At 37.2% G+C, this 25,228-nt stretch carries 28 protein-coding genes; 15 read left to right on the top strand and 13 right to left on the bottom strand.

The genetic code is table 11. The features are described 5' to 3' along the window. Positions 1-27: 27 nt before the first annotated feature. The 8 genes from htpG (at position 28) to AB1K81_RS09585 (ending at position 7,704) form a co-directional block, all read left to right on the top strand. Entirely contained in the window at positions 28-1,911 is a 1,884-nt protein-coding gene (gene htpG, locus AB1K81_RS09620; RefSeq protein ID WP_412976442.1) for a molecular chaperone HtpG, read from the top strand. A gap of 339 nt (positions 1,912-2,250) precedes the next feature. Beyond that, complete coding sequence (locus tag AB1K81_RS09615; RefSeq protein WP_412976441.1) at positions 2,251-2,916, top strand: VOC family protein; 666 nt, start codon at positions 2,251-2,253, stop codon at positions 2,914-2,916. A gap of 111 nt (positions 2,917-3,027) precedes the next feature. Further along, positions 3,028-3,909: a VanY-A/VanY-F/VanY-M family D-Ala-D-Ala carboxypeptidase gene (vanY, locus tag AB1K81_RS09610; RefSeq protein ID WP_412976440.1), complete on the top strand. Its 882-nt coding sequence runs from the start codon at positions 3,028-3,030 to the stop codon at positions 3,907-3,909. 263 nt (positions 3,910-4,172) lie between these two features. Next, the gene (locus AB1K81_RS09605) at positions 4,173-4,841 is read left to right on the top strand and encodes a DNA alkylation repair protein (protein WP_412976439.1); all 669 of its coding nucleotides are present in this window, start codon (positions 4,173-4,175) and stop codon (positions 4,839-4,841) included. 76 nt (positions 4,842-4,917) lie between these two features. Further along, complete coding sequence (locus AB1K81_RS09600; protein WP_412976438.1) at positions 4,918-5,481, top strand: GNAT family N-acetyltransferase; 564 nt, start codon at positions 4,918-4,920, stop codon at positions 5,479-5,481. A gap of 797 nt (positions 5,482-6,278) precedes the next feature. Then, complete coding sequence (locus AB1K81_RS09595; RefSeq protein ID WP_412976437.1) at positions 6,279-6,431, top strand: hypothetical protein; 153 nt, start codon at positions 6,279-6,281, stop codon at positions 6,429-6,431. A gap of 404 nt (positions 6,432-6,835) precedes the next feature. After that, positions 6,836-7,294, top strand: coding sequence for a LytTR family DNA-binding domain-containing protein (locus tag AB1K81_RS09590; protein WP_412976436.1), 459 nt, complete (start codon positions 6,836-6,838; stop codon positions 7,292-7,294). After that, positions 7,291-7,704 carry a DUF3021 domain-containing protein gene (locus tag AB1K81_RS09585; protein WP_412976435.1) on the top strand — a complete coding sequence of 138 codons (414 nt, stop codon included), beginning with the start codon at positions 7,291-7,293 and terminating at the stop codon, positions 7,702-7,704. Before AB1K81_RS09590 ends, AB1K81_RS09585 begins: the two co-directional genes overlap by 4 nt. Positions 7,705-7,895: 191 nt before the next feature. Here AB1K81_RS09585 and AB1K81_RS09580 read toward each other — a convergent pair whose 3' ends face one another. After that, positions 7,896-8,939: a metal ABC transporter solute-binding protein, Zn/Mn family gene (locus tag AB1K81_RS09580; RefSeq protein ID WP_412976434.1), complete on the bottom strand. Its 1,044-nt coding sequence runs from the start codon at positions 8,937-8,939 to the stop codon at positions 7,896-7,898. A gap of 157 nt (positions 8,940-9,096) precedes the next feature. On the opposite strand from AB1K81_RS09580, the gene AB1K81_RS09575 reads away from it, so the two are divergent. Continuing rightward, positions 9,097-10,497 carry a SpoVR family protein gene (locus tag AB1K81_RS09575; RefSeq protein ID WP_412976433.1) on the top strand — a complete coding sequence of 467 codons (1,401 nt, stop codon included), beginning with the start codon at positions 9,097-9,099 and terminating at the stop codon, positions 10,495-10,497. 52 nt (positions 10,498-10,549) lie between these two features. Here the strand turns inward: AB1K81_RS09575 and AB1K81_RS09570 are convergent, their stop codons facing one another. Further along, entirely contained in the window at positions 10,550-10,879 is a 330-nt protein-coding gene (locus tag AB1K81_RS09570) for an ArsR/SmtB family transcription factor (RefSeq protein WP_412976432.1), read from the bottom strand. A 148-nt stretch (positions 10,880-11,027) separates the two neighbouring features. Between AB1K81_RS09570 and AB1K81_RS09565 the strand changes: the two genes are divergently transcribed. Further along, complete coding sequence (locus tag AB1K81_RS09565) at positions 11,028-12,227, top strand: M20/M25/M40 family metallo-hydrolase (protein ID WP_412976431.1); 1,200 nt, start codon at positions 11,028-11,030, stop codon at positions 12,225-12,227. A 334-nt stretch (positions 12,228-12,561) separates the two neighbouring features. Here AB1K81_RS09565 and AB1K81_RS09560 read toward each other — a convergent pair whose 3' ends face one another. The 8 genes from AB1K81_RS09560 to AB1K81_RS09525 all read right to left on the bottom strand — a co-directional run bounded on the left by AB1K81_RS09560 (position 12,562) and on the right by AB1K81_RS09525 (position 19,368). Next, on the bottom strand, positions 12,562-13,092 hold the full coding sequence (locus tag AB1K81_RS09560) for a hypothetical protein (protein ID WP_412976430.1): 531 nt from the start codon (positions 13,090-13,092) through the stop codon (positions 12,562-12,564). Positions 13,093-13,110: 18 nt separating this feature from the next. Then, a complete protein-coding gene (locus AB1K81_RS09555) occupies positions 13,111-13,812 on the bottom strand; it encodes a class I SAM-dependent methyltransferase (RefSeq protein ID WP_412976848.1) in 702 nt (233 codons plus the stop codon). Between the two features lie 388 nt (positions 13,813-14,200). After that, positions 14,201-15,145 (bottom strand): type I pantothenate kinase, encoded by a 945-nt coding sequence (gene coaA, locus AB1K81_RS09550; protein WP_412976429.1) that lies wholly within the window; start codon positions 15,143-15,145, stop codon positions 14,201-14,203. Between the two features lie 221 nt (positions 15,146-15,366). Further along, positions 15,367-16,212 (bottom strand): class I SAM-dependent methyltransferase, encoded by an 846-nt coding sequence (locus AB1K81_RS09545; protein ID WP_412976428.1) that lies wholly within the window; start codon positions 16,210-16,212, stop codon positions 15,367-15,369. 18 nt (positions 16,213-16,230) lie between these two features. Continuing rightward, the gene (locus AB1K81_RS09540) at positions 16,231-16,458 is read right to left on the bottom strand and encodes a hypothetical protein (protein WP_412976427.1); all 228 of its coding nucleotides are present in this window, start codon (positions 16,456-16,458) and stop codon (positions 16,231-16,233) included. A gap of 92 nt (positions 16,459-16,550) precedes the next feature. Continuing rightward, entirely contained in the window at positions 16,551-17,738 is a 1,188-nt protein-coding gene (locus tag AB1K81_RS09535; RefSeq protein WP_412976426.1) for an MFS transporter, read from the bottom strand. A gap of 69 nt (positions 17,739-17,807) precedes the next feature. Further along, a complete protein-coding gene (locus tag AB1K81_RS09530) occupies positions 17,808-18,290 on the bottom strand; it encodes a DinB family protein (protein ID WP_412976425.1) in 483 nt (160 codons plus the stop codon). A 43-nt stretch (positions 18,291-18,333) separates the two neighbouring features. Beyond that, a complete protein-coding gene (locus tag AB1K81_RS09525; protein ID WP_412976424.1) occupies positions 18,334-19,368 on the bottom strand; it encodes an NAD-dependent epimerase/dehydratase family protein in 1,035 nt (344 codons plus the stop codon). A 185-nt stretch (positions 19,369-19,553) separates the two neighbouring features. Between AB1K81_RS09525 and AB1K81_RS09520 the strand changes: the two genes are divergently transcribed. The 4 genes from AB1K81_RS09520 to AB1K81_RS09505 are packed head-to-tail and all read left to right on the top strand — an operon-like array spanning position 19,554 to position 21,895. After that, positions 19,554-19,892 carry an ArsR/SmtB family transcription factor gene (locus AB1K81_RS09520; protein WP_412976423.1) on the top strand — a complete coding sequence of 113 codons (339 nt, stop codon included), beginning with the start codon at positions 19,554-19,556 and terminating at the stop codon, positions 19,890-19,892. Between the two features lie 18 nt (positions 19,893-19,910). Continuing rightward, positions 19,911-21,200 (top strand): NAD(P)-binding domain-containing protein, encoded by a 1,290-nt coding sequence (locus AB1K81_RS09515; RefSeq protein ID WP_412976422.1) that lies wholly within the window; start codon positions 19,911-19,913, stop codon positions 21,198-21,200. Further along, positions 21,190-21,684 (top strand): GNAT family N-acetyltransferase, encoded by a 495-nt coding sequence (locus AB1K81_RS09510; protein ID WP_412976421.1) that lies wholly within the window; start codon positions 21,190-21,192, stop codon positions 21,682-21,684. The genes AB1K81_RS09515 and AB1K81_RS09510 overlap by 11 nt, the downstream gene beginning before the upstream one ends. A 16-nt stretch (positions 21,685-21,700) precedes the next feature. Then, a complete protein-coding gene (locus AB1K81_RS09505) occupies positions 21,701-21,895 on the top strand; it encodes a hypothetical protein (RefSeq protein WP_412976420.1) in 195 nt (64 codons plus the stop codon). A 423-nt stretch (positions 21,896-22,318) separates the two neighbouring features. Here the strand turns inward: AB1K81_RS09505 and AB1K81_RS09500 are convergent, their stop codons facing one another. The 3 genes from AB1K81_RS09500 to AB1K81_RS09490 form a co-directional block, all read right to left on the bottom strand. Continuing rightward, positions 22,319-22,804 (bottom strand): tetratricopeptide repeat protein, encoded by a 486-nt coding sequence (locus tag AB1K81_RS09500; protein ID WP_412976419.1) that lies wholly within the window; start codon positions 22,802-22,804, stop codon positions 22,319-22,321. Positions 22,805-22,840: 36 nt separating this feature from the next. Continuing rightward, positions 22,841-23,221, bottom strand: coding sequence for a nuclear transport factor 2 family protein (locus AB1K81_RS09495; RefSeq protein WP_412976418.1), 381 nt, complete (start codon positions 23,219-23,221; stop codon positions 22,841-22,843). Between the two features lie 541 nt (positions 23,222-23,762). After that, positions 23,763-23,933: a hypothetical protein gene (locus AB1K81_RS09490; RefSeq protein WP_412976417.1), complete on the bottom strand. Its 171-nt coding sequence runs from the start codon at positions 23,931-23,933 to the stop codon at positions 23,763-23,765. 147 nt (positions 23,934-24,080) lie between these two features. Between AB1K81_RS09490 and AB1K81_RS09485 the strand changes: the two genes are divergently transcribed. After that, positions 24,081-24,830: a class I SAM-dependent methyltransferase gene (locus AB1K81_RS09485; protein WP_412976416.1), complete on the top strand. Its 750-nt coding sequence runs from the start codon at positions 24,081-24,083 to the stop codon at positions 24,828-24,830. Positions 24,831-25,228 lie beyond the last annotated feature (398 nt).

Raw genomic sequence — 25,228 nt, 5'->3', positions numbered from 1 at the left:
AATTAATCAATGCAAGGAGTGTTAAGCATGGGAAAAAGAAAATTTAAAGCGGAGTCAAAACGATTATTAGAATTAATGATCAACTCCATTTATTCACAGCGCGAGGTATTCCTGCGTGAGCTCATTTCAAATGCAAGTGATGCAATTGATAAGATTTACTACAAGGCATTAACAGACGAGAACTTAACGTTTAATCAAAGTGATTATTATATAAAGATTGAAGCAGATAAGGAAGCGAGAACGTTAAAAATTATCGATACCGGTATTGGGATGACCCAAGAAGAACTAGAGAAAAATCTTGGTACAATAGCAAAAAGTGGCTCCTTAAGCTTTAAAAATGAAAATGAAATTAAAGATGGCCATGATATTATCGGGCAATTTGGTGTCGGTTTCTATGCTGCCTTTATGGTTGCTGATGTCGTAACAGTGGTAAGTAAAGCACTTGGCAGTGACGAAGCATTTAGATGGGAGTCGAAAGGAACGGACGGTTACACGATTGAACCAACAACGAAAGATACAGTCGGTACCGAAATTACGTTGCAGCTAAAAGAAAACACAGAAGATGAGAAGTATGATGAGTACTTAGAAGAATATCGACTAAAAGAAATCATTAAAAAGTATTCCGATTTTATCCGTTATCCAATCAAAATGGATGTAACGAAAAGTAAGAAGGAAGAAGACGGCGACGATTATGTAGACTACAAAGAGGAAGAAACCATCAACAGCATGGTTCCGATTTGGAAAAAGAATAAGAGTGAGCTAACCGATGAAGACTATGAAAACTTCTATCGTGAGAAACGATATGGTTTTGATAAGCCGTTAAAACACATTCATTTAAGTGTAGATGGAAGTATCCGATATAATGCGATTTTATTCATCCCTGAAAATCGTCCGTTTGATTACTACTCACAGGATTATCAAAAGGGACTTGAGTTATATTCCAATGGTGTGCTTATTATGGAAAAATGTGCTGACTTAATTCCAGACCACTTTAGCTTTGTGAAAGGATTAGTTGACTCGGAGGACTTATCGCTGAACATTTCCCGAGAAATGCTCCAGCATGACAGACAATTGAAGCTTATTGCGAAAAATATTAATAAGAAAATTAAACAACAGCTAATAAGCCTGCAGCGAGATGACCGAGAAAAGTATGAGAAGTTCTTCGAAGCATTTGGACGCCAGTTGAAGTTCGGAGTCTATAACGAATTTGGTGCAAACAAAGATACATTAAAAGATCTATTGCTATTCTACTCTTCTAAAGAGAAAAAGCTTGTAACACTTGCAGAGTACGTATCCAGAATGCCAGAGGATCAAAAGTATATTTACTATGCAACTGGTGACTCCATTGACCGTATAGACAAGCTTCCGCAAACCGAGCTTGTAGCGGATAAAGGCTATGAAATTCTTTACTTCACTGAAGAAATTGATGAATTCGCGATTCGCATGCTCATGAGCTATGAAGAAAAAGAATTTAAATCCGTTTCTAGTCAGGACTTAGGCATTGAATCGGAAGAAGATAAGACGACTGAGGAAGAAACGAATGAAAACAAGGAGCTTTTCGAATACATGAAAGAAAAGCTAGCTGGAAAAGTAAAAGAAGTTCGTATTTCCAAGCGCTTAAAGTCTCATCCTGTATGTTTAACGGCAGATGGGGAAATCTCGATTGAAATGGAAAAAGTAATTAACGCAATGCCAGATAGTAATCAACACGTAAAAGCGGATAAAGTACTAGAGATTAACCCAAATCATGAGGTCTTCCAAACATTGAAGGATGCTTTTGAGAAGGATAAAGAAAGATTAGACTTATTCATCAATATTCTGTTCAACCAAGCATTGCTAATCGAGGGACTACCTGTTGAAGATCCGGTTGAGTTTACGAATAATATGTGTAAAGTGATGGTTACAGCTTGAGTGGTTAAAAATCGTAATTAGTAATAACAGTATGAATATAGTGCTAAACTCTATAGGGTTTGGCACTATTTTTTTGTTTTGTTGGAATGGTTATATGATAAACGCTCCGAAATAATCAAGTGAATTGGTTCGTTATTTAGTATGTCAATAGCCTACCCAAGATATCAACACATGGATGAAAACTTTTAAAAACCCCTAATAGTATCGGAGTATATCATTTTATGAACGTCTGTACTATATAAGAAAAACTTATCGATAAAGAAAGGAAATTCGTATTTTTGAAATTTTTTGTTACATGGTAAAATTTAGAAAACGATTAGGGTGAATGGAGGGTTTCGTATGGAAATAAAGGAAGTATCATTATTAACATCTAAACTAGAAGAAATGAAAAGATTTTACGTTGAAAAACTAAGCATCCCATTGTATATAGAAAATGAGCAATCATTTACATTGAAGATTGGTAATTCAAAACTTGAATTTGTGGATAGTGATGAAGATTCTTTTTATCATTTTGCATTTAATATCCCGAACAAGAGATTGATGGAAGCAAAGAATTGGCTAGAGGAGAGGACTGAAATATTAACAGAGGATGGAGAAGAAATAATTCATTTTCCTAGTCCGTGGGACGCAAAAGCCATTTACTTTTTGGATCCATCAGGGAATATTGTGGAATTAATTGAAAGAGAAAGGCTTAATCAATTTGTCGATGAAGAGTTTAGTGGTACTTCATTGTTAAATATAAGTGAAATTGGTATTCCAGTAGATAATCCAGAGGAATTCAAAACGCTGTTAAATGATCTTAATATTCCTGTGTTTCGAGATTTTGAACAGTTCAAAGCATTGGGTGATGAAAATGGATTATTTATCGTTGTCAATAAAGAACGAAAGTGGTTTATGGGTAATAGAGCCCCAGTTATTTCAGAAATCTGCGTGACAATTAATGGAGATAATACGAAGCTCATTACTATTCCGAATTATCCTTATAAAATAAAGGTAGAGGCTTGAAAAAGCAAGATAATACATGAACTTAAGAAAAATTTAAGATTTATCCTACTATTTTCTTAATAAGTTTTGGCTATTCTTTTAAGTATGGAAGATTTAGGAGGTAGCCGAAAAATGAAGAAGTGGGGATTTTTAATAGTATTACTAGTGTGCGGGTGTGTTGTTTTCATAAATTACGGCTCTATTTTTGAACCAAAAGTAGATATAAACGTAGAAGTAGTAGAATATGAAAATGCTAAAGTAGAGGATAGTGGGACCGCTGATAATACCCAAAAAATAAAAATTACAAAAGAACAGATATATCAAGGAAATCTGCTTTTAGTCAATAGTGAATATCCTGTTCGAAAGGAAGGTGTTAAATCAGATGTCGTCAATCTTTTTAAGCGCAATGAATTGGTAAAGGGATACGGAGTATTATATAACGATACTTATTTGTCAGAGGATATAGCACTTGAATTTTCGGAAATGATTGCTGCCGCAGAAAAAGATGGAGTTGATAATTTCTGGATTACTAGTGGCTACCGGAGCTTTGATGAGCAAAAGGAACTTTATCAAGAAATGGGATCTAATGCAGCGTTGCCTGCCGGATATAGCGAACACAATTTGGGGTTATCGCTTGATGTAGGAACCACTCAAACGACGATGGCTAAAGCACCTGAAGGCGAGTGGATAGAAAACAACGCTTGGAAATTCGGGTTCATTTTACGTTATCCAGAGGATAAATCGGATATAACGGGAATTCAATATGAACCATGGCATATCCGCTATGTCGGGTTGCCGCATAGTGCGATTATGAAGAAAAAGAATTTCGTTTTAGAAGAATACTTAGATTACTTGGAGGAGAATAAGAACGTTTCGGCTAAGGTAGAAGGTAAAAACTATACTGTTTCTTATTACCCTTTTTCTGAAAACATGACCATTGATATACCAAAAGATAAGGAATATGTGATTTCAGGTGACAATATGGGTGGAGTAATAGTGACTGTTTACGAATGATATGTGAAAGATATTCCACAAATGGGAGCGGTAGTGATATAAGGGATCATCAAATTTGATGATCCTTAATTTTATAATATATGTTTTGAATATTGTGTTAATATTATAATGTGAAATTGTTGTGCTAAGAAGCAATGTAGCTGGAAGTTGAGAAATTATAGGGGGGATACTATTTATTGGAATCATTCCTTACTTAAAAGATAAAAAATAATACTTTAAAAGCTTTCAACATGCGGTACCTTTTAATAAAGGAGTGGTATAAAATGACTGAAAATAAAGATACCGAAATAAAACGCCTTTCAAAAGCAGAATCCATTTTATCTCAGATCAATAGTAAAACTAAGCTAGGTGACTTACGAAAGATTGCGAAGGACATAAAAAAAGATCACGAACTAGCTATGGAACTTTGGTTAACCGAAGAGTTTTTGCCAAGACTATTAGCAATTTTAATTATGGATAAAAAACTTCTCACGCAAGATTTGCTAAATAAGCTTGATAAGGATATGCAGACTCACACTTTTGATGAGCGAATTAACTTGATGGATTGGTTAATGGCTAATCAGCTTACCAAAGACAAGAAGACTATCATCTTGATGGAGTCATGGGAAAATAGCCCTTCTGCCCTACAAAGGCGAGCTTTCTGGTATTATCAAGCGCGATTGAGATGGACTGGACAAACACCGCCTGATAACACTGCAGACTTACTTTCTGCAATAGAAGCTACTATTACGCAGGAGGAACCGGAAGTTCAATGGGCAATGAATTTTACCGCAGGCTGGATAGGCGTATACGATGAAAAGAATCGTGCGCGTTGTATGAAACTTGGTGAGAAGACGGGTCTTTACAAAGATGAAATAGTAGAAAAAGGATGTACTCCCAGCTATTTACCGGAGTTCATTACGATTGAAGTTAATAAACGTAAAATAAACTAAAACTAGTGAAACTTGAATTAAGCGCAGGTTAGTTAAGTGAGGAGTATAAAAAGCAGTATTGGGGAGGGGAATTTATATGAATCCTATTTTATTAGATGTTCCGTTACAACTAGAAACAGACAGATTGATTCTTCGAGCACCACTTCAAGCTGGTGACGGGGATGTAGTCTACGAAGCTATAAGGGATTCAATTAATGAGTTAAAGCAATGGTTAAGTTTATTCCAAACAATTCCTACTGTTGAAGAAACAGAGATTATCCTGAGGAATGCCCATGTAGATTTTTTGAAAAGAGAAAGCTTTCGTTATCTTATCTTTCATAAGGATACTAACGAATTTATTGGAACTGCTAGCTTACACGCAATTAACTGGAAGGTCTCTAAATGTGAAATTGGATACTGGATTAACACGCAATTTAGTGGGAAAGGATATATGACAGAAGCGGTAAGAGAGTTAATTAACCTTGGCTTTAAACAACTTAAATTTAGAAGAATTGGAATAAGATGTGAATCAACAAACCTTAGTAGTCGTTCGATCGCAGAAAAATTAGGGTTTAAATTAGAAGGAATCTTAAGAAATGATGACTTATCCGCAGATGGCAGCAAGCTAACTGACATTTGTATTTATTCAATCATAAAGTAATGAAGTGAACAATTTACTTAAACAAACTGGGGCGTTTCTGGAATCAGAACTAAGTTTTATTTGTTTAGTGGAGTTGAACGAGGCTTTTAATTGATAAGGTAAGTGGTGATAGGTATAACAGATATGTTTTACAAGGTGTTATGCTAACGGAGTAAAGTGTTGAAGAACTATGGACTCTTTAGAGGTAAATGAGGTGAAAATATTAACCAGAGAAAAACGTGGAAACGGATATTGAATATTCTCATCATAATAGGTGTTATAATTGTTGGTTATTTTTATTATAAAGTGGATGCTGTAAATCCTATTAAACATGGAATGTCCTCAGAAAATACTAGTTTATTTGCAACATATTATTTGAGGTGGGGTCAATCTCAATTATGTTTATTTGTAGTTATTTTAATAAGACTTGCTTTAAATAAACGATAATTTTATTAATCTTATGAGTGTAATGGTGAAAGAAAGTGGGAATCCATATTCAGAAGAGGGGAGTAAGTACAATTTAATTATTAAATGGGTAAAAGGTGGAGTGGAGAATTACAGGATCAATAGTTAAATAAGGTGATCATCAAATTGGTGGTCTTTATTTTTGGGATAATTATTCTGAATATTATGTTATTATAAGTCTATAGTGGTCTTGTGCTAAACAGGGAAAGAAGTCTAACAATAAATTATGAAGTGTAGGTAGAAAAATGAAGTCACAAAAATACTTATTATATCTGTAGTACTTTGTCTTCTTCTACTTATATTCGTCTATAATGGAATTGGGTTTTGACCAAACTAAAGATATAGCTCATTTTATGGATTATGAAAACAGTACTAGATACACAGTTGACGTCACCTTACCGAATATTCCACGTATTAAAACTACTCCTATGACAAAAGAAGAAATTAAAGAAGGTAAAAAAGAGCAGGAATTAGAAGAGCAATATCAAGAAGAGCAGAACGAATAAAATTAAAGAATTTCTTCATTAATTGCGGTTGTAAAGAATTTGTTGAACAAAATAAATAAAAATTTGCAGGTACCATAGTTTAAAAGGGCAACGCTAACACAATCTGCGTTGCTCTTATTTTTTAAAAATGCTTTTTGATAAAACTCTTGTTACAGTCTTACTACGTAGATCTCATAACTTTACATTAACTGGAATCCCTACCAGAAGGAAATGCCATCCGATGTAAGTGACCATCCCCTTTCGACAAATGACCCTTCGTCTTCTTCCACTTACTTAAATTATGCAGACCTAAAATGAAATTCTACATATAATTTGGTTAGAAAATGCACAGGAGGTGAAATGAATTAAATGGGCATACACTACAAAAAAAGATTATACTTGTTGTGAAAAGAGGTGTCTGAAATTTGAAATTAGTATTAAATATCGACAGGACATTTACAGATACGAAAATCACGATTGAAAGCCCTGAGCTAGATAAGAATGTGCAGGATATCATAGATTTCATTCATAAAACAGATATAGAATTTCTCGTTGGGAAAAGAGGAGAAATGCAACATATCCTGAAACCGGAAGAAATTCACTATTTCCATACGGAAAAAGAACAGGTTATGGCCGTAACGAAAAACGGTTCTTTTACTTTGAAGGAGAAGCTATATGAGCTTGAAGCTCTACTCCCATCTAATGAGTTTATCCGTCTATCTAAGTCGGTTATTGCCAATTTGCATGAATTGAGTCGATTTGAAGCGTCATTTAATGGTACACTCTGCGTCTATTTCAAATCTGGAGCAAAAGAATATGTGTCTCGTACGTATGTCCCTATGATTAAAGAAGTGTTGAAACTAAATAGGAGGAAAGTAGAATGAAAAAATTTATCACTCGTAGCTTCATCGGTATTTTCTTCGGAGCCTTTATTGCAGTTTTTACCACCAATTTATATATTTTGGTTGGCGGCTTTGATTCAATTGATGGAAGTATGTTTTTGAAAGATTCAATAGGGTCCATCATCTTTGGATGGCTTATTACTATCGGTTCCTTATACTATGACATTAGAAAATTGAAACTTATGCAGCAGACGATTCTTCATTTTCTAACAGTTTTCATTTTGTACCTAATTCTAGCATTGAGTATTGGATGGATGTCATTTACAACAACAAATATTTTACTTGCAATCCTTATCGCCGCCGTCGTATTTGCAGCTTTTTGGATTGCCTTCTATCTTTACTTCAAAGATCAAGCACGGAAATTAAATGATGATTTACGGAAATTTTGCTGATTAGTAGGGGATTAGATTAGATGATAAAAAAATAAAATGTAATCCATACCCTTTCAATTGGAAATCTGTATATAAAATAGAATCAAAATAGCTGAAATTCCGCTGGAGCGGAAGAGGGAATATAATAGGGAGAATATAAAAACACTTGGAATTGGGATCGGTCCCCATTTCCAAGTGTTTTTGTTCGAAATTTATCTCAATGCTTTATCTAGAGTCTCGATATTTCTTTCCATTAAGCTAAAGTAATCCTCGCCATTTGCAATATCCTCTTCCGTTAATGTAGATAAGTTATGCAAATAAAGTGCTTCTGCACCAATTTCATCTTGGATTACTTTTGCAACTTTCGGAGTTACGTTTTGTTCAAAGATAACGTATTTTAATTCCTTTTCTTTCGCAATTTGAATAAGTTTAGTTAAGTCGCTTTGGGAAGGTTCTTGACTAGATGATAATCCGGCAATAGGAATCGATTTAATCCCATAGCTTTTCTCCCAATAGCCATATCCTGCGTGAGAAACAATCATCTCAGGATTTTCCTTCGAATCTACTAATTGATGAAACGTTTCATCTAGTTCTAATAAGTCTTGTTTCAATGTTTCAAAGTTTTCCTCAAACGTATCACTTGCTTCTGGCTTTAATTCAACAAGTGTATTTTTAATGTTTTCTGCAAGAACGATAGCTTGATAAGGATCAATCCAAACGTGCGGATCTTGATCGCCATGGTTATGACCGTCATCATGCTCCTCTTCATGAGTTGCATCTTCCTCATGCTCATGGTCATGTTCCTCTTCATCATGCTCGTGATCGTGAGCTTCTTCCTCACTATGTTCATGCGTTTCTTCACCTTCGTACTCATGCTCATGGGCAATAGCTTCAATACCATGCGCAGCTTCCACCATGACAACAGCTTCATCTTTCAATGTTTCACTGATTTTTTCTGCGTACGTTTCCATACCTAATCCGTTATAAATAAATGCATCAGCCTTTGCGATTTCTAAGATTTCTTTAGAAGTAGGCTCATACGTATGACTGTCCGCCCCAGGAGGGATAAGTGTCGTCGCTTGAACATGTTCTCCACCGATTTTTTTCGTGAAATCTTCTAATGGATAAATGGATGTAACAATCGTTACTGTATCTTGAGCGTCACCAGCTGAAGATGTATTCTCCCCAGTAGTGCCACATGCAGCTAAAAGTAATAGTAAACCTATCAAACTAGTAAAAATCCAGGTATTTTTCAAATTAAACCGCTCCCTTAATTAGTTCAAACTTAATTATATCGAAATGGTTACGATTTGTAAATAGTAATTGTTACGATTTATGCATATTCATTTCTCTTGTTCATCATTCCTCTTTTCTCTCATAAACTGTATAAAGCATATTTTGGAGGGATCATCATTGACCGATGCAAAAGAGCTGCACAAAGCAATAGCAGATATTACGGAGATTGCGGAAGGCTTTGGGTTGGATTTTTACCCGATGCGCTATGAAATTTGCCCTGCTGATATCATTTATACATTTGGAGCATATGGTATGCCGACGCGATTCTCCCACTGGAGTTTTGGAAAACAATTTCACCGGATGAAGCTGCAGTATGATTTAGGCTTAAGTCAAATATACGAGCTAGTGATAAATTCAGATCCGTGTTATGCCTTCTTGTTAAACACGAATAGCTTGATTCAAAATAAATTAATTATTGCACACGTCTTAGCACATTGTGATTTCTTTAAAAATAATATTCGTTTTTCCAATACGAGAAGAGATATGGTCGAAAGTATGACCGCGACCGCCGAACGAATCGCACATTATGAACTAATACATGGAAGAGAAGAAGTAGAGAAATTCCTGGATGCGGTTCTTGCCATCCAAGAGCATATCGATCCGTCTATCGTTCGTCCTAAGCTTCCGGAATATGTTTGGGATGAGGAGGAGTCACCAGTTAAAAAGACAGCATCTCCTTATGATGATTTATGGGATCTAGATGAAAAGGAAGAAGAGGAGAAACCGAGAGTGAAAAGGCGGAAGAAGTTCCCGCCTAAGCCGGAGAAGGATTTGTTGTTATTTATTGAGCATTATAGTCGTGAGTTAGAAGATTGGCAGCGTGATATTTTAACGATGATGCGGGAGGAAATGCTGTATTTCTGGCCACAGTTAGAGACGAAAATCATGAACGAAGGCTGGGCTTCCTACTGGCACCAACGTATCATGCGAGAACTAGACCTAACATCCGATGAAACCGTAGAATTCGCCAAACTAAACTCCGCCGTTGTCCAACCGTCCAAACAACAAATCAACCCGTACTACCTAGGCTTAAAAATTTTTGAAGATATCGAAGAACGCTACAACAACCCAACCGAAGAAATGAAAGAACGAGGAGTAAAACCAGGCTCTGGTCGAGAAAAGATTTTTGAAGTACGCGAGATTGAATCAGACATCTCCTTTATCCGAAACTATTTAACGAAGGAATTAGTGGAGCGAGAGGACCTGTACTTATTTGAAAAGCAGGGTGCTTACTATCGAATCTCGGATAAGGACTATGAAAATGTCCGTGACCAACTGGTATCTATGCGTGTGAATGGTGGTTTCCCCTATATCAGTGTTGTTGATGGAGATTATTTGCGCAATGGCGAGCTCTACTTGGTGCATGGGTATGAGGGTACGGAGCTTGACCTTCATTATTTAGAAAATGTACTGCCTTATATTTATCAGCTGTGGGGTAGGAAGGTTTATATGGAGACGTATGTGGATGATAAGTTGACGGTGTATAGTTATGATGGGGATCGGGTGTTTAAGAGGTAAGTAAGTTCAAAAACACAGCTAGACTTTAACTAGCTGTGTTTTCACGTTTTACTTAACAACAAGAAGTTGGTCGGAATAAACAGCAGAGCTCTTCTGACAATAAGCGATTAATTTCTGTCTGGTTCAAATTGTAATAACTCCACGTACCTTCTGTTCTCTTAGTAATGATATTAGCATCTAATAATATTTTTAGATGATACGATAATTTTGATTGGGTCATCCCCATTAATGGTGTTATATCACAAACACACATCTCGCCATTTTCAGTAAGAATGTTCATGATTTGTAATCGTTTTTTATCGGCAATTGCTTTAAACTTTGCTTCATAATTCTCAAAAACTTTTTCTTTTGAGATATCTTGTAAAGGAATGTTCATTTTCATAAAATCACCTCTTTGTATTATTTTAAGATCATTGAAGTCGTGGGTCAATAAATAAATCAAAAAAATTTGATTTATTTATTGCGCCGAAGATTAAAGTGAGATATTCTTATATTAATCAAATTATTTTGATTAATAAGGGGGAAGAAACGTGATAAAGGATCTGGAGTACTTAGCAGGGGAAGAAACAAAAGGAAGGGTATCGGGATCGGAAGGTGCAAGAAAAGCAGCCCAATATATTGCCGGTGAATTATCTTCACTTGGGATTAGTCCAGCGGGAGAGGATGAATACTTTTCTTACATAGATATTTTTGCGGCAAGGTTACATGGAAAAGTGGAAGTATCTATTGGTGGGAAAACATTGACCCATCGTGTTGATTTCGGAGAGGTTTCAAGATTTTTAAGTCAAAGGGGTAATGATGTAGAAGGAGAACTATTAGTAGTACGTGATGGTGATCAGGTGGATTCAAACTTACTAAAAAATAAGGTTGTTTTAATCCCAGAAAAGCCAGATGGGTTAGATATGGCTGCAACTGTCAAAGGGGCACAGGAAGAGGGTGTGTTAGCACTATTAATTGAAGGTGGAGAACCTAAATGGTTCATAAAAGGATTACACGGATCAAAAGAAGATAGTATTCCTGTGTTACGGGTTCGGAAATCGTTGGTTAAAGGACTAGAAGATTTACAAGGGGAAAAAGTAAAGATTAAATTACCGCTAATATCGGATTATCAAACCTGTCAGAATGTAATTGGCCATATACCTGGAAGAGATTCTTCTAAAACGCTTGTGTTATCTGCTCACTACGACCATTTAGGTGATGACCCAGACGGACATAGATTTCCTGGAGCGGTTGATAACGGTTCAGGTGTTGCGATCGTATTAGAAATGGCGAGAAGGCTGGTGCAACAAGAGCTACCATTTAATGTAACCTTTGCATTTTTTACTGGGGAAGAATCAGGCTTACTAGGTGCAAGACATTTTGTTAAAAATACGCAACTTCCTGTTTCGGCAGTAATTAATATTGACGGAGTTGGATATGAGCCAGAGTTAAGTAAAATGCGAACTGGACATAAGGAGCCTGGGTTGTGGCTAGCTGACTTATCTGCAAAAATTATCTCCGAACATGAAGTAGAAGCAACTTGGATATATGGAAGTGAGGATTCCGTAGCATTCCAGGAAAAGCAAATCCCAGCGATCGGATTAGGTCAAAAACCAATAGATCCAAACCAAAGAGGAATACATACACCGGAGGATACGTTCCAGCAATTATACGTCCAACCAATCTATAAGGCTCTGGAAATCGTTAGTGACCTTGTGTTTCATATAGTGAAAAATCCTAGTATGTTGTAAACCTAACGACATTAAATCAATTTTTTTGGATTTATAACCATAATGAAAGGAGGTGATGTTAAAATGAACTTTATTAAAAAAGGAACATCCCAAGAGGTTAAAACGTCCAGCTGTTGTAGTGTCGATTCTAAAGAGGCAGTAGTAATAAATGAAGATTCTTGTTGCGGAACTTCTAACGCGAAAGAAGAATCATGTTGCTGCTAATTAGCATACTAAATGAGATTAGTTGGGTAAAGTCGTCAACAGATTACTTTACCCACTAATTGAGTGAGAAGGGTAGACAAGAGTGTTATGTCTATAAGGGAAATATACCGATAACTAAGTCATCGGTACATTAAAAGCTTTCTTTCTCGGAATACAACGATTCAACATAATCATATAAATCGTTCTGTTCATCCAAAACTTTGTATAGCTCTTCATTACTATGAATATAATCATCACCAACAATTATTCTATAATTATAACCATAAAAGTTGATTGATAAATCATACTCGATACTATCAAAATCGATTCTACCACCATCATAAATGCGTAAGTCGTTATGAAATAACCTATTAAGAATGGATTGAATTGCATCCTTATCCTCAATTAAAACAGGTTCACCCTCATATGCCTTTTTAATTTCTAAGTTTTGAATTCTTTCATAGTCAATATTATCAATATCGAAAACAATATGATCATTATTGGTAAGCTCTTCTTTTAACACGCTTGAAAACGTAGTAGGTAAAGAAGTTAATGATATATTAAAGAACCATATTGCTCCGACTGCTACTATTACTATGACAAGTAAACTATATTTTATTATTCTCAGGATGAAAACCCCCGTAATTAATACAGCAAGAACTGAATTAATAGATTTATACAATTATAACTTATAGGAGGCTTATTTTTGAAATATAGCAGTCAAAAAGTCTGGTACACCAAATAGGGCATGAGGTTGTTCAAAGACCATCATTTTTCTTATTTCAAGTTCCTTAAATTCCTTAAATATCTCCCTTAATTTCTCCTCTGTATAACCCAATCCCCCTTGAAGGCTACGTAACCTATAAACCTCCCAATCTGATATTTCTGCTCCACCTAACTGACCGCCTTGAAGAAAACAAGTGATGGCAAAGTAGCCATTAGGTTTTAAAGCTTTTCTGACCAAATCTATGTAACTCATCCTCCGGTGGGGTGTAATATGATGAAAGCATCCTGAATCATAAACAATATCATAGGAACCTTCTTCTAAATTAAAACCAAAAATGTCTTCGTTAATAAAATTTACTTCCACTTGTTTTTCGGCAGCACGCTCTCTTGCCCATTTAATGGATTCTTCGGATAAATCTATGGCATCAACCTTACACCCTCTTTGTGCAAGATAGATTGCATTACGTCCCGGACCACAACCAAGTTCCAGAACTTTACCTGGTGATATCATCTCTTTGTCAAAATAAGATACTAAATTTTCGTCCGGAGAATTGACGAAGAAAGGAATTCCCTTCTTCCGATCAGAGTAAAAGTTGTCCCAAAACTGTGCAGGCTCTCTCAAAAGTGAGTCTAGCATTTCCAATAAATCTTCATAGTCATAGATAGTTTCTTTCATCATTTTTCACCTTCTTATCAAGAGTGTTTACTCTTTTATTGTAAGGGTTTTTACAAGAAACTTTATTAATGCAATATTAAGAGTAGATTAAGTTAACTAGTTATTATAATTGCGGAATGGGTATTTTTTTCATTTATATGGTGGTTAATTGACGTTGTCATAAATTTGTTTACGTGAAATGAATTATCCTATTTGTTATAAATTAACATCAATAAAGAGCCGCTATGTTTATTTAAGGAGATGGAGGTTTAAGATTTTAGGAGTATAATGTTACAAGTATTACAGAAATGTTACAAAGGGTCCAATGAGAAGAATAAGGTGACTATAATTAAAGGTAGAATAATTGTTTTAAAATCGAAAAGGCTGTCTTCTTTGACAGCCTCGTTAATCAAATCTTCCTAACCCGAACTCTCTCGACCGCATGCTCACGATTCTTCTCTATAATAATATCTGCACGGTACTTAGTAGGAAGAATATTTTCCTCTAAATTCACTTTATTAATGCGATTCCAAATATCTGTTGCAGTAGCCTCTGCTTCGGTATCCGTTAAATCCGCATAACGATGGAAATAAGATTCTGGACGTGCGAAAGCAGTCTCTTTTAACAATTTAAATCGTTCCAAATACCACTCGAGAATATGCGGTTCATCTGCATCGACATAAATAGAAATATCAAAGAAGTCCGATACAAATCTGCTCGGAATACTATCTCCAACAGGTTTAGGTGTCTGCAGCACATTAATTCCTTCGATAATCACAATATCTGGCTGACAAATATCATGATATTCATCCGGCAAGATGTCATAGTGTAAATGGGAATAAACAGGTGCTTGGACAAATGGATTACCAGACTTAATTTCTGTTAAAAAGTCGAGTAATGCTTTTAAGTCGTAGCTCTCCGGGAACCCTTTTCTATCAGATAACCCTTTAGCTTTCAGAACAGCATTAGGATATAAAAATCCATCAGTAGTCACCAGATCTACCTTTGGTTTATCTGGTAAATTAGAAAGTAACGATTGAAGAATTCGTGATGTCGTACTTTTACCGACAGCAACACTTCCTGCAACCCCGATAATAAAAGGTAGCTTCTTCGTATCCATCTTGAAAAATTCGTTTCTAGCTTTATGCAAATAATTAGTAGCCTGAATATTAACAGACAAGTATTGAATTAGTGGTAAATAAATTTTATATATTTCCTCTTTCGTTAGCGTTCCTACGATTCCTTGCAAATTTTTAATATCAATTTGGGACAAATCAATAGGAGGACTAGTATAGAGATTAGACCATTCTTCTCTAGATAATGAAATATAGGTAGAATGCTGTTTAGTATTCATGGTATTCCTGCTATCCTCAGTTATTATGCTCATCGGTTTATTCCTTTCCCGTAACGTCAATAAAAAGGTCATCCTGTATGCTGCTACAATGAAGTTAACGAAGAGATTATCTCACTTTCGTTAGTTTAACACGCTTCTTCTCGATTGAATACATTAAAAGTTAAAAAGAAGGGTACAGAAACTGTATCCTCCTTCAAATAAGAATATTCATTTTCCTATATCTACTCCGCAATAAAACTATAAACAGAAAGCGGCTTAATCTCACCAGTTTCCAAAGCAGCCTCCAGCAACTGAACCTCAGACCGAATCAAATCCTTTAACTTAGCCGGCATGTTATTTAGCTTATTTAATTCCTGATGAACATCATACAGAAGCATATCCACTTCCCACTTACCATCCTGTAACTCAGGGGAATCGATCGTTATTTCATCTTGTACATTCCATCCAGCTTCTTCAGCCAACGCTCTGATATCTTTAGGAGTCAGTAATGTTCTTACATTCGAGACACTTTCTTCTTTAAAAGATTCATACTGTGCCTGAATCAGAATCGCAAGTAGATGTGGGTACTGTTCAATCGAACTAATGGTAGTGCTCCACTCGGCAAAACAAAGTTGCTTGCCCCATGATTTAACCTTCTTCAGTATTTGTAACAGCTCATCGGTAGACTTCGTATACCAGGAACAATGGGAAAACACAATATAATCAAACTCAAGCTCAAGAAAATGAACATCTGGAGATAATACATCTACATTAAATTCAATCTTAATCTGCTTACCAAGCGCAGAATTCATCAAGTATTCTGCGGACTCCCCAAGAGTAATTGGAGCTCCATATGCAGGAGAGCCAATATCAATTGCCTGAACAAAGCCCTCTTCACCAGTATAATATGCAAGCACAGCTGTAGTATCACCCTGTCCACAACCGATTTCGAGGATTTTACTTCCAGCTTTTATATTCCAAGAATCAACTAGCCTAATCCGATGTTCGGTTTGAATCTTTTGGATTTGGTAAGTTTCTTCCGTAGTTCCCATACACCCCACAATAGTTTCGATTTTACAGTCGCTCATAGGTCATGTTCCTCCCTGCTAGGCTATGTTCTTATAACCTTTATATATAACCCGGCTAATCCAAACTAACGAGATTACTAGCAATACCCCTACTATTAATCTATTAACAAGATTCGGTTCACCGAAAACCAATTCCAAGACATCCGCAAATGACGGAACCCCTAACCATTCTAAAAAGGCTGGTAAAATAAATAGTCCAATGATTACCCCAATAATCCAGTAGGCGATGTAACTTTTTTTAGTCATGAAGACATCCCCCTTATGTATTCTGTGTTTCAACTATATAGTATCATAATTAGAAAATTAAAACGCTAAATCCTTGAATCGATTGAACATAATCAGGTAACTACCACATTTCTCTGTTTTAAATAGAAATAACCAGAAATTGCTGTAACACAAATCACACTACCAATTACGAAATATAATGTTCGAATACTAACGTAAGGAGAAATCAAAGTAGCAAACAATATCCCCAGAGGCAGCATCGTCCGCATAATTAATAAACGCACCGAAGTAACCTTCCCCATGAGATGATTCGGGATTGCCTGTTGGATTAAGGTAATGTTATAGATATTGAAAATCGCAATAACCATTCCGGCAATTACTTCCGTCAGAACAGCCAGTGTGTACCATGGAGTAAAGCCTAATGCAAGATACGTACATCCACCAATAAAGAGAGCGGTAAATAAAATGCCAATCCCTTTTACATTCAAGAACTGGCGATTAATGATAGCGCCGATCGTGTAACCGATTGGAAAACCAGCCATAAATATCCCGTAAGCAGAGTATGGTTGTTCTAAAATACTTGTTATATAAGGAATCGTCGTGACAATCGTTACCCCAACACCGAACTGAACAAATCCGAAAAACACCCCAAGCCAAACGATCAATTTATGTTCAAAATAAGACGCCAGACCTTCGCGGAATTCTTTGATCCAAGGTCTCCTTACACTTGATTTCTGATAGTTTTCCTTTACGAAAACTAGTAATAAAGCACTCAACGCAAAAGCAACCGCAATGATAAGTAAAACCCATTCTACCGCCAAATAATCTACAAAAAATCCGGCTATAATTGGCCCCATAATCACCATCACTTGGCGGGTGCTATCTAGAGAAGCGTTAGCTTTAGCTAACTTTTCTTTTTCCATAACAGTGGGGAGGATCGCTTGATTAGCGGGGCTAAAAATAGGCATAATCAGCCCAACTATTACCTGAATGATAAATATAAAGGAAATCGTAAAACTATTAAAAGAGAGGAGAAGTAATAACAACACTGCTAGAACCATACGAACTAGCTGGCAATGAATCATCATCCACTTCCGGCTAAACCGGTCAATATAAGGCCCAATAAAAAGCTGCATGAAGAAAGAGGGGATGTAATAGATTAGCCACACCGACCCAAGTGCTGTAGTAGATCCCGTTAATTCATAGACTAATATGGAAATACAAGCCGTAAACAGCGCACCTCCTAATTCGGAGGTCGCGTTTCCTAACCAAATGGAACGAAAACTAGTAAATTTCAACACATTACATACTCCAATCAACAAAAAATTTCACCCAAAATAACCTTTTAGCTTCACTTAAAGCTGTTTTAGTTAAAACAACCCCCTGCGGATTAGATTGGCTGTTACGGGCTTTTTTCCTAATTCTCGTGACCAAACAGATAACTGACCAATATGATGTATTTCATGTGCAATGACGTGACGCATGATTTCCCCAAACTTGAAAATCTCTATTTCTCCATCTGCATTTTGCTCGGTAATATACTCTTGTTCCATCTTGGGGTCCCATGCTAAGACAAAATCTATTACCTTTTGGTGATACAAATTAGATAGATCTTTCATTTTTTCTAGTGTAGCCCATGATTCGAACGGCGCATGAAATTCTTGTTTTTTCGGTATTTGACCTTGCATTTCGCAAATCCAGCTATATTCCACATCGATGATATGATAAAGCGTTTTAAGGATTCCGCCAACACCACCAATTCTTTCCTTCAGTAATTCCTCTTTTGGTACTTCCTCGCACCAGGAAAACCATTCATTACGAACTTGCCAGTTATATTCAAACATAGATTTCATCATTTATCCCACCTTTGATCTTTTCCAAGTTATCTTTAAGGTCTTACTTTGTTTCCTTAAACAACTTCAACAACTCTACCTCACGCTCCGGCTTCATTCCAGCTAGCTTCTGTTCAGATGGCTCCCGGGTTTTCTCCCATTCCAATACAGCTTGAACTGTCTCTGTGATAGGAGTGAATGTTAGCCCCTCAACAACTGCTTTTTTATTCGAAAAAGCCATAAACCCTCTCCAAGGTCGCTCTCCCTCAACAAGAGGGAAATCCTCTGGAACCCAAAGTGGCATTTCGCCCCATGGACCAACCTCATTATCGAGTAAAAATTTCTCAGGAACCCATGTAAATGTGGCATCACTGTTCGAAACTTTTTTAGAAGCTTCCAGATACTCCTTCATTGGCAGTTCATAATCTGGTCCTAGCGCATTGAAGGTTCCTGTAACCTTTCTTTCTACTAATTCAACTGTCCATTTAGCTAAATCGCGCACATCGATGAACTGTATTGGTCGCTCTGGTCTTCCAGGTGCAAGAACTTCTCCACCCTTTGCAACACGATTAACCCAATAGGCAAAACGATCGGTATAATCAAATGGCCCTACAATTAAACCAGGACGAATCGTTAATACCTTGCCCGGAAGCTCCTTCTCGATAGTTTTCTCGCTCATTGCTTTTAGGTGTCCGTAAAATTGCCCTAGTTGTGCTTTGTCCTCGCTATTCGTTATTTCTGCTAGCTTTTCCTCTGATAACGTAAGAACATCGCCACCCTCATCGATTCCAGGGTCAGCATTATTTTGATAAACAGAACAAGTAGAAATAAATGTATAATGGTTCACGTCTTTTAGTACTCGACCCGAAGTCTCAAGCTGCTTCGGGATAAACCCAGAAGTGTCAATCACCGCATCCCAAGCTCTCCCTTGCAGCACTTCTAACTCACCATTACGATCTCCTATTAATTGCTCCAAATCTGGAAAGATATCTGTGTTATTCCCTCGATTAAAAAGTGTTACACTATGCCCTTTTTCCAAAGCGTATTCCACAATAAACCTACCTAAAAAACGCGTTCCCCCTAAGACAAGAATATCCATTGATTTCCCTCGTTTCTTTTTGATTCTCTTTATAGATAAATTCGGTACAGGTAACCATTATTCCTTTATGAAGTGGAATATAATTAAAATATCAAAAAAATTTGATTTAAGATAGTTGTATATCAAAAATATTTGATGTATACTTTAAATATCAAAAATAATTGATGTATTAAAGGAGGATATAAATGGCAACAGCGGAATTGCAAGAAACGTTTCAGCAATACGAAAAGATATTTAAAGCCTTAGCCGATGAGAAACGGTTAAAGCTACTAAACTTATTAGCTGTATCAACAGAAGACTCTTGCTGTGTATGTGATTTAGAGGAAGAGATGGAGATGGCGCAATCGAAGCTTTCGTATCATTTGAAAATATTAATGCAAGCAGATTTGATTCAAAGAGAAAAGAAGGGCACTTGGCATTATTATTCCATCAATCATGAGGTCATGAATAAGACGCTATCTGAGGAATTATGTTGTTTATTCCGTAAAAGTTCTAATAATACGGATGTATCTTGTGGCTGTTAAAAAAAGGAGGATGAATGTATGAACGGTTTACCTACTGTTGTAATTGGTGCAGGGCCGGTTGGTCTTGCAGCAGCGGCTCAGCTTTATGAACGGAATGAGGACTTTTTAGTCGTAGAAAAAGGAGCACAAGCAGGCAGTAATATTTTAGAATGGGGCCATGTTCAACTATTTTCACCTTGGGAATTCAACATCGATACAGTTGCTAAAAACTTATTACTTTCTAGTGGATGGACAGAGCCTGAAGCAACAAAACTCCCAACTGGGAATGAGCTCGTAAAAGAATACTTAGAACCACTTTCCAAGCTCCCAGAGTTTGCAGAGAAGATTCTTTACCATACAGAAGTTACCGCCATTACGAGAAAAAATAAAGATAAAATGAAGTCAGACTCTCGCGAGGAAAGTCCTTTTGTCCTTTATGTTTCCTCAAATGGCACGACAAAGAAAATAGAAGCAAAAGCAATCATTGATGCGAGTGGGACGTGGCAAAACCCAAATCCACCTTTTGCGGATGGGGTATGGCGTAATAAAGAGCTTAAATCACAACTAACGACCATTATCCCGAATGTGAAAAGAGAAGCGGAAACCTTTAAGAAGAAACATATCGCTGTCATCGGCAGTGGTCACTCTGCATTAAACACATTAATTGATTTAGCGAAACTTAAAGAAGAATATCCTGAAACAAAGCTATCCTGGATTGTCCGGAAACAGCATGTTCAAGAAGCGTTTGGTGGAGAAGAAAATGATGCGTTAGCTGCAAGAGGGGAGCTTGGTTCGAAAACACACAACATAGTAAATAATGGCGTAGTGGAAGTATTCTCTAGTTTTTACGTGGAAGAGATCCTCCAGAGTGGTGAGGGCTATACGATTATTTCTACAGAAGGTAAGGAAGTAAGTGGTGTAGATGAAATTATCGTAAATACAGGTGCAAGACCAGATTTTACTTTCTTAAGTGAGCTCCGTTTAGCGGTGGACCCAGCGGTAGAAAGCACACCAGCACTCGCACCGTTAATTGATCCGAATCTTCACAGCTGTGGTACGGTAAGACCGCATGGAGAGGCAGAATTACGTCATCCGGAAAGGCATTTTTATATTGCTGGTGTTAAAAGTTACGGTCGAGCACCAACTTTCCTACTGGCTACAGGCTATGAACAAGTACGTTCCATTGCGGCCTTTATTGCAGGGGATGTAGAATCTGCAAGGCAGGTTCAACTGAAATTACCAGAAACAGGTGTATGTAAAGTGGAGCCATTACCGACGCAATTCCAAATTGTTGATTTTAATGGAGGGGCGAAGTGTTGTGGCTGTTAAGGAAATTCAAATCGATATTCGTCCGATGAAAGATGAGGATTGTCATGCAGTTCTAGATTTATATCATAAAGGTATCGAAACACGGAATGCCACCTTTGAAACGCAACCACCTACATGGGTAGATTGGGATCAAAACCATCTACTACATAGTCGCTTTGTGGCGGAAGAGGAGAGTGAAATACTTGGCTGGAGTGCTCTATCACCATATTCTAAACGTGACGTTTATCGGGGAGTGGCAGAGCTAAGTATCTATATCGACCCGAGGTACGCTGGAAAGGGAATCGGCTCGAAGTTAATGGAAGTTACGATTTATTCTGCTAAGGAGAATGGTTGTTGGACGCTGCAATCCGGTATTTTTCCGGAAAATAAAGCAAGTTTAGCGTTGCATAAAAAGTATGGCTTCCGTGAAGTTGGGTATCGCGAGCGGATTGGTCAATTAGATGGCATATGGAGAGATGTTATCTTACTGGAGAAGAGATTCTAATTTGGGGTGTTTGGAAATGTTATTAAATCGCGGTGGTGCGTTAAGTACCGATTATTTTGCCTCCTATATGAAACTAATTATGAATACACGAGACTGTTCGTTAAATGAAGCGAAAGAAATGACATTTCAAAGGTTATTTCGAGGTAAAGTAGATACGTTAGGGGCGGAAAGCTATCAAAAATTTATCATAGCTTACGAATCGTTACGATAGGATGAAAAAGAGGTTGTCCCAAAAGTAAAAGGATGAATTGTGAAACCGAATAAAACACTATACAAGCTCCGGAAATATACGTAGACTCCAGTGGGAGGATAGGCATCGTTGAGCCCCCGTTGATGCCCCTCTAGTCTGCAAGTAATGCTACGCAGCAGGATTCCTCGGGGCAAGGCAGCGAAGAAGATTACTCAAGTAGCCGCCTGGCTCACCAACCGCCCACGGCAAAGAAGACACAGCGAGGTTTTTTCGAGCTGATGTCGCACTTGTACTGTGAAGTGCAAAGAAGACACAGCGAGGTTTTTTCGAGCTGATGTCGTGCTTGTGCTGGAAGTGAAAGCGAAGTATATTTCCGGAGCGGGGGAGGTGCTCATTATTCGATTTTTCCTTTACCTAAAATACTTTTAGGACAACCTCTTTTCTTTACTCCCATACTTGATCTAATTTATCTGAATAAAACCGAATTGCCTTTTCATAAGCCTTAATATCCTTATTTTCCGTTGTATCCACTAAACAAGTTAATAACTTCTCCATTGCTTGATCATGTTGGTTCAAATTGTATAAGGTCATTGCAAAAAATACATCGAAGGCCCGGTTGTTCGGAAAGAGATTTTTTCCTTTTTCAAAGATTCGTTTTGAATTCTCGTACTCACCAAGTGTGCGGTAGGTACTCCCTAATCCTAACAAAGCACCCTCCAAATCTTCACCAGCTAAACCGAGTTTAATTGCTTTCTCGTAGTGTGGAACAGCTTTAGATTCTTCACCTAATACATCAAAACTCCATGCACATTGATATTGGACCTTTGCATCATTTGGATATGCATTTGCCAACTGAAGCATAATGGAATTTGACTCCTTAAGTAGACCTTCTTTTCTAAGCACAATCGCTTGGTTCAGTTGTTCTATCATGATACTCGTTTTCTCCTTTTTGATTCACAGTATCTCTTACTGTTCAATCTCAATAAACTCCCGAAGTAATTTCCATTCCCCTTCTTCTAACCCCCAGACATACATGCATTGTGCACGATGTGGGTTACCATCTATAAAACTTGTCTCTAATCCAAGCACAACATAATTTTCTCCGTTTTTTCTTTCCATTGACGTAATAATTTCAAATTCTTTTCTCGTTTTTTCATTGTACTGTTTTAATATAGACTTGATGTCATAGTTGTAGTGATACTCTTCAGGTACTTCGATAGATGAATAGCCGAATATCCCTACAAACTTTTCTGACATATAGCTTCTTATTTTTGAAGCATCTTTTGTAACGAATCCTTCATTCCAGCTATCGTAGTAGTTGGATAGGGTATGTTCAAATGTACGCATGACGGTGCTCCTTATTCCTTTTTAAGTACATAGTATCATAAATATTCTGAAAAAAGAATAAGGGAGTGAGGGGGATTTTATTGGTGAAATATAGACAGAAATCGAAGTAGTATGTATAATAATAGCCAAATTAGCATAATATGAACCGAGGATGTTTCCGTTCATCCCCGGCCCGCACATGGTTAAGAAGTTCAGGTGTGGAATTCCCTCTGAACATTTAACGATTGAAAAATGAACAAAAGAACCCTCACCCTAAAAGTGATTTAGCCGTCACGGGTGGGGGTTCACTTATTGTTAATCTTGTCGTCAATTAACCGCCTAATAAAATCCAGCAAAGATATCAAAAATGAACCCGCTGCGACTAGTAACATCAAAATTGATATTACTAAATCCAAAGGCATCCCTCCTTTCACCATATAATGGCTCAAGAGGGAAGTGAAGATCCCACCCTAACGACTCACCATGCTTACTACTATTGTAGCCGAAACTATACAGTTGGTAATCATCCGATAGTCATAGGTTGAAGAATGATTATAATGTCCTATTTATTCATCTTAGACTCAAGTGTATCCACTTTTTCCTCGAGGCGGTCTAATTGATGTTTACGCTTTCTAGAAGAAAGGAATAATTTTACCAAAACGATGATGACTAGTGCAATAATTAATAGAAAAAGTAATTGAACTAACATGTCCCCTATATGAAATCCTCCCATGAAATCCCTCCTAAAAAAATATAACAGTAATCCATTTGAACCTTACTATTCTTACGAAAGAAGTCCGTTAAAGTTTCCATAATTAATTATTTATAATCGCACAAGTTACGTTACAATTATGTTATCAAACAATAGGGGGCATGGAGAGTGGATACAAAAGAGATATTACATATTAACAAGGTTGGATGGGAGAAGTCAGCGGAGCGTTTCTTTGGGAGAACCGCCTTGCCGGAATTAGGTCCGTTAGCACCGACAGAGCAAGAGTTGAATTTATTTGGTGAAATAGCGGATAAAAAGGTGCTTGATATCGGCTGTGGAAGTGGGCATTCTCTACAGTACATGGGGAACAATGGGGCAAAGGAATTATGGGGACTAGATCTTACAACGAAACAAATAGATACCGCACGTAAACTACTTCAAGACCAACCGGTTCCTGTTATGTTAATTGAATCACCAATGGAAGAAAATCCGGGACTACCTTTGAATTACTTTGATATCGCCTATTCCATCTATGCCCTAGGCTGGACCGTAGAACTGGAGAAAACATTAACAAATATACATAGTTATTTAAAACCGGGTGGAACGTTCATATTTAGTTGGGAACATCCAATTCATGACCGGGTGAGGCGAATTGATAATACATTTGTGTTCGATAAGTCGTATTTAAACGAGGGACCTGAATACAATGAAGCTTGGCATAATACTGTCATCATCCCTCATCGAAAACTAAGCACGTATATTAATACACTTATAGAAGTTGGCTTTGAGATTGAGAAAGTGATTGATGATGTCGTGTTACCAGATGAAGTACCAGAAGGAAATGACTTAAGGTGGTATTCGGTTGAAAAAGCGAAGTTAATTCCGGCTACCTTTATTATTAAGGCTAGGAAAAAATAAGGATAGATAAAGAGGCTGGGACATAACAAAATTGTACAGAAGTAAAGCCGAATGATTCACCATACTAGCACCGGAAATATACGGAGACGCAAGCGGGGAGGAAAGGCATCGGTGAGACCCCGAGTATGCACCTGCGTCTGCTAGTAATGCTACGCAGCAGGTTTCCTCGGTGCAAGGCTACAGAGAAGATTATTCAAGTAGCAGCCTGGCTCACCAGCCCCCCGCGGCAAAGAAGACACAGCGAGGTTCTTTCGAGCTGATGTCGCACTTGTACTGTGAGGTGCAAAGAAGACACTGCGAGGTCTTTTCGAGCAGATGTCGCACTTGTGCTGGAAGTGAAAGCGCAGTATATTTCCGGTGCGTCGTAGGTGCACTACATTCGGTTATTCGTTTGACTA

The sequence above is a fragment of the Ornithinibacillus jepli genome, from assembly GCF_047228935.1.
In the GTDB taxonomy this organism is placed as follows: Bacteria; Bacillota; Bacilli; order Bacillales; family Amphibacillaceae; genus Ornithinibacillus.
Note: the sequence above shows the minus strand (reverse complement) of the source record. Positions and strands in the feature narration are given on the sequence as shown.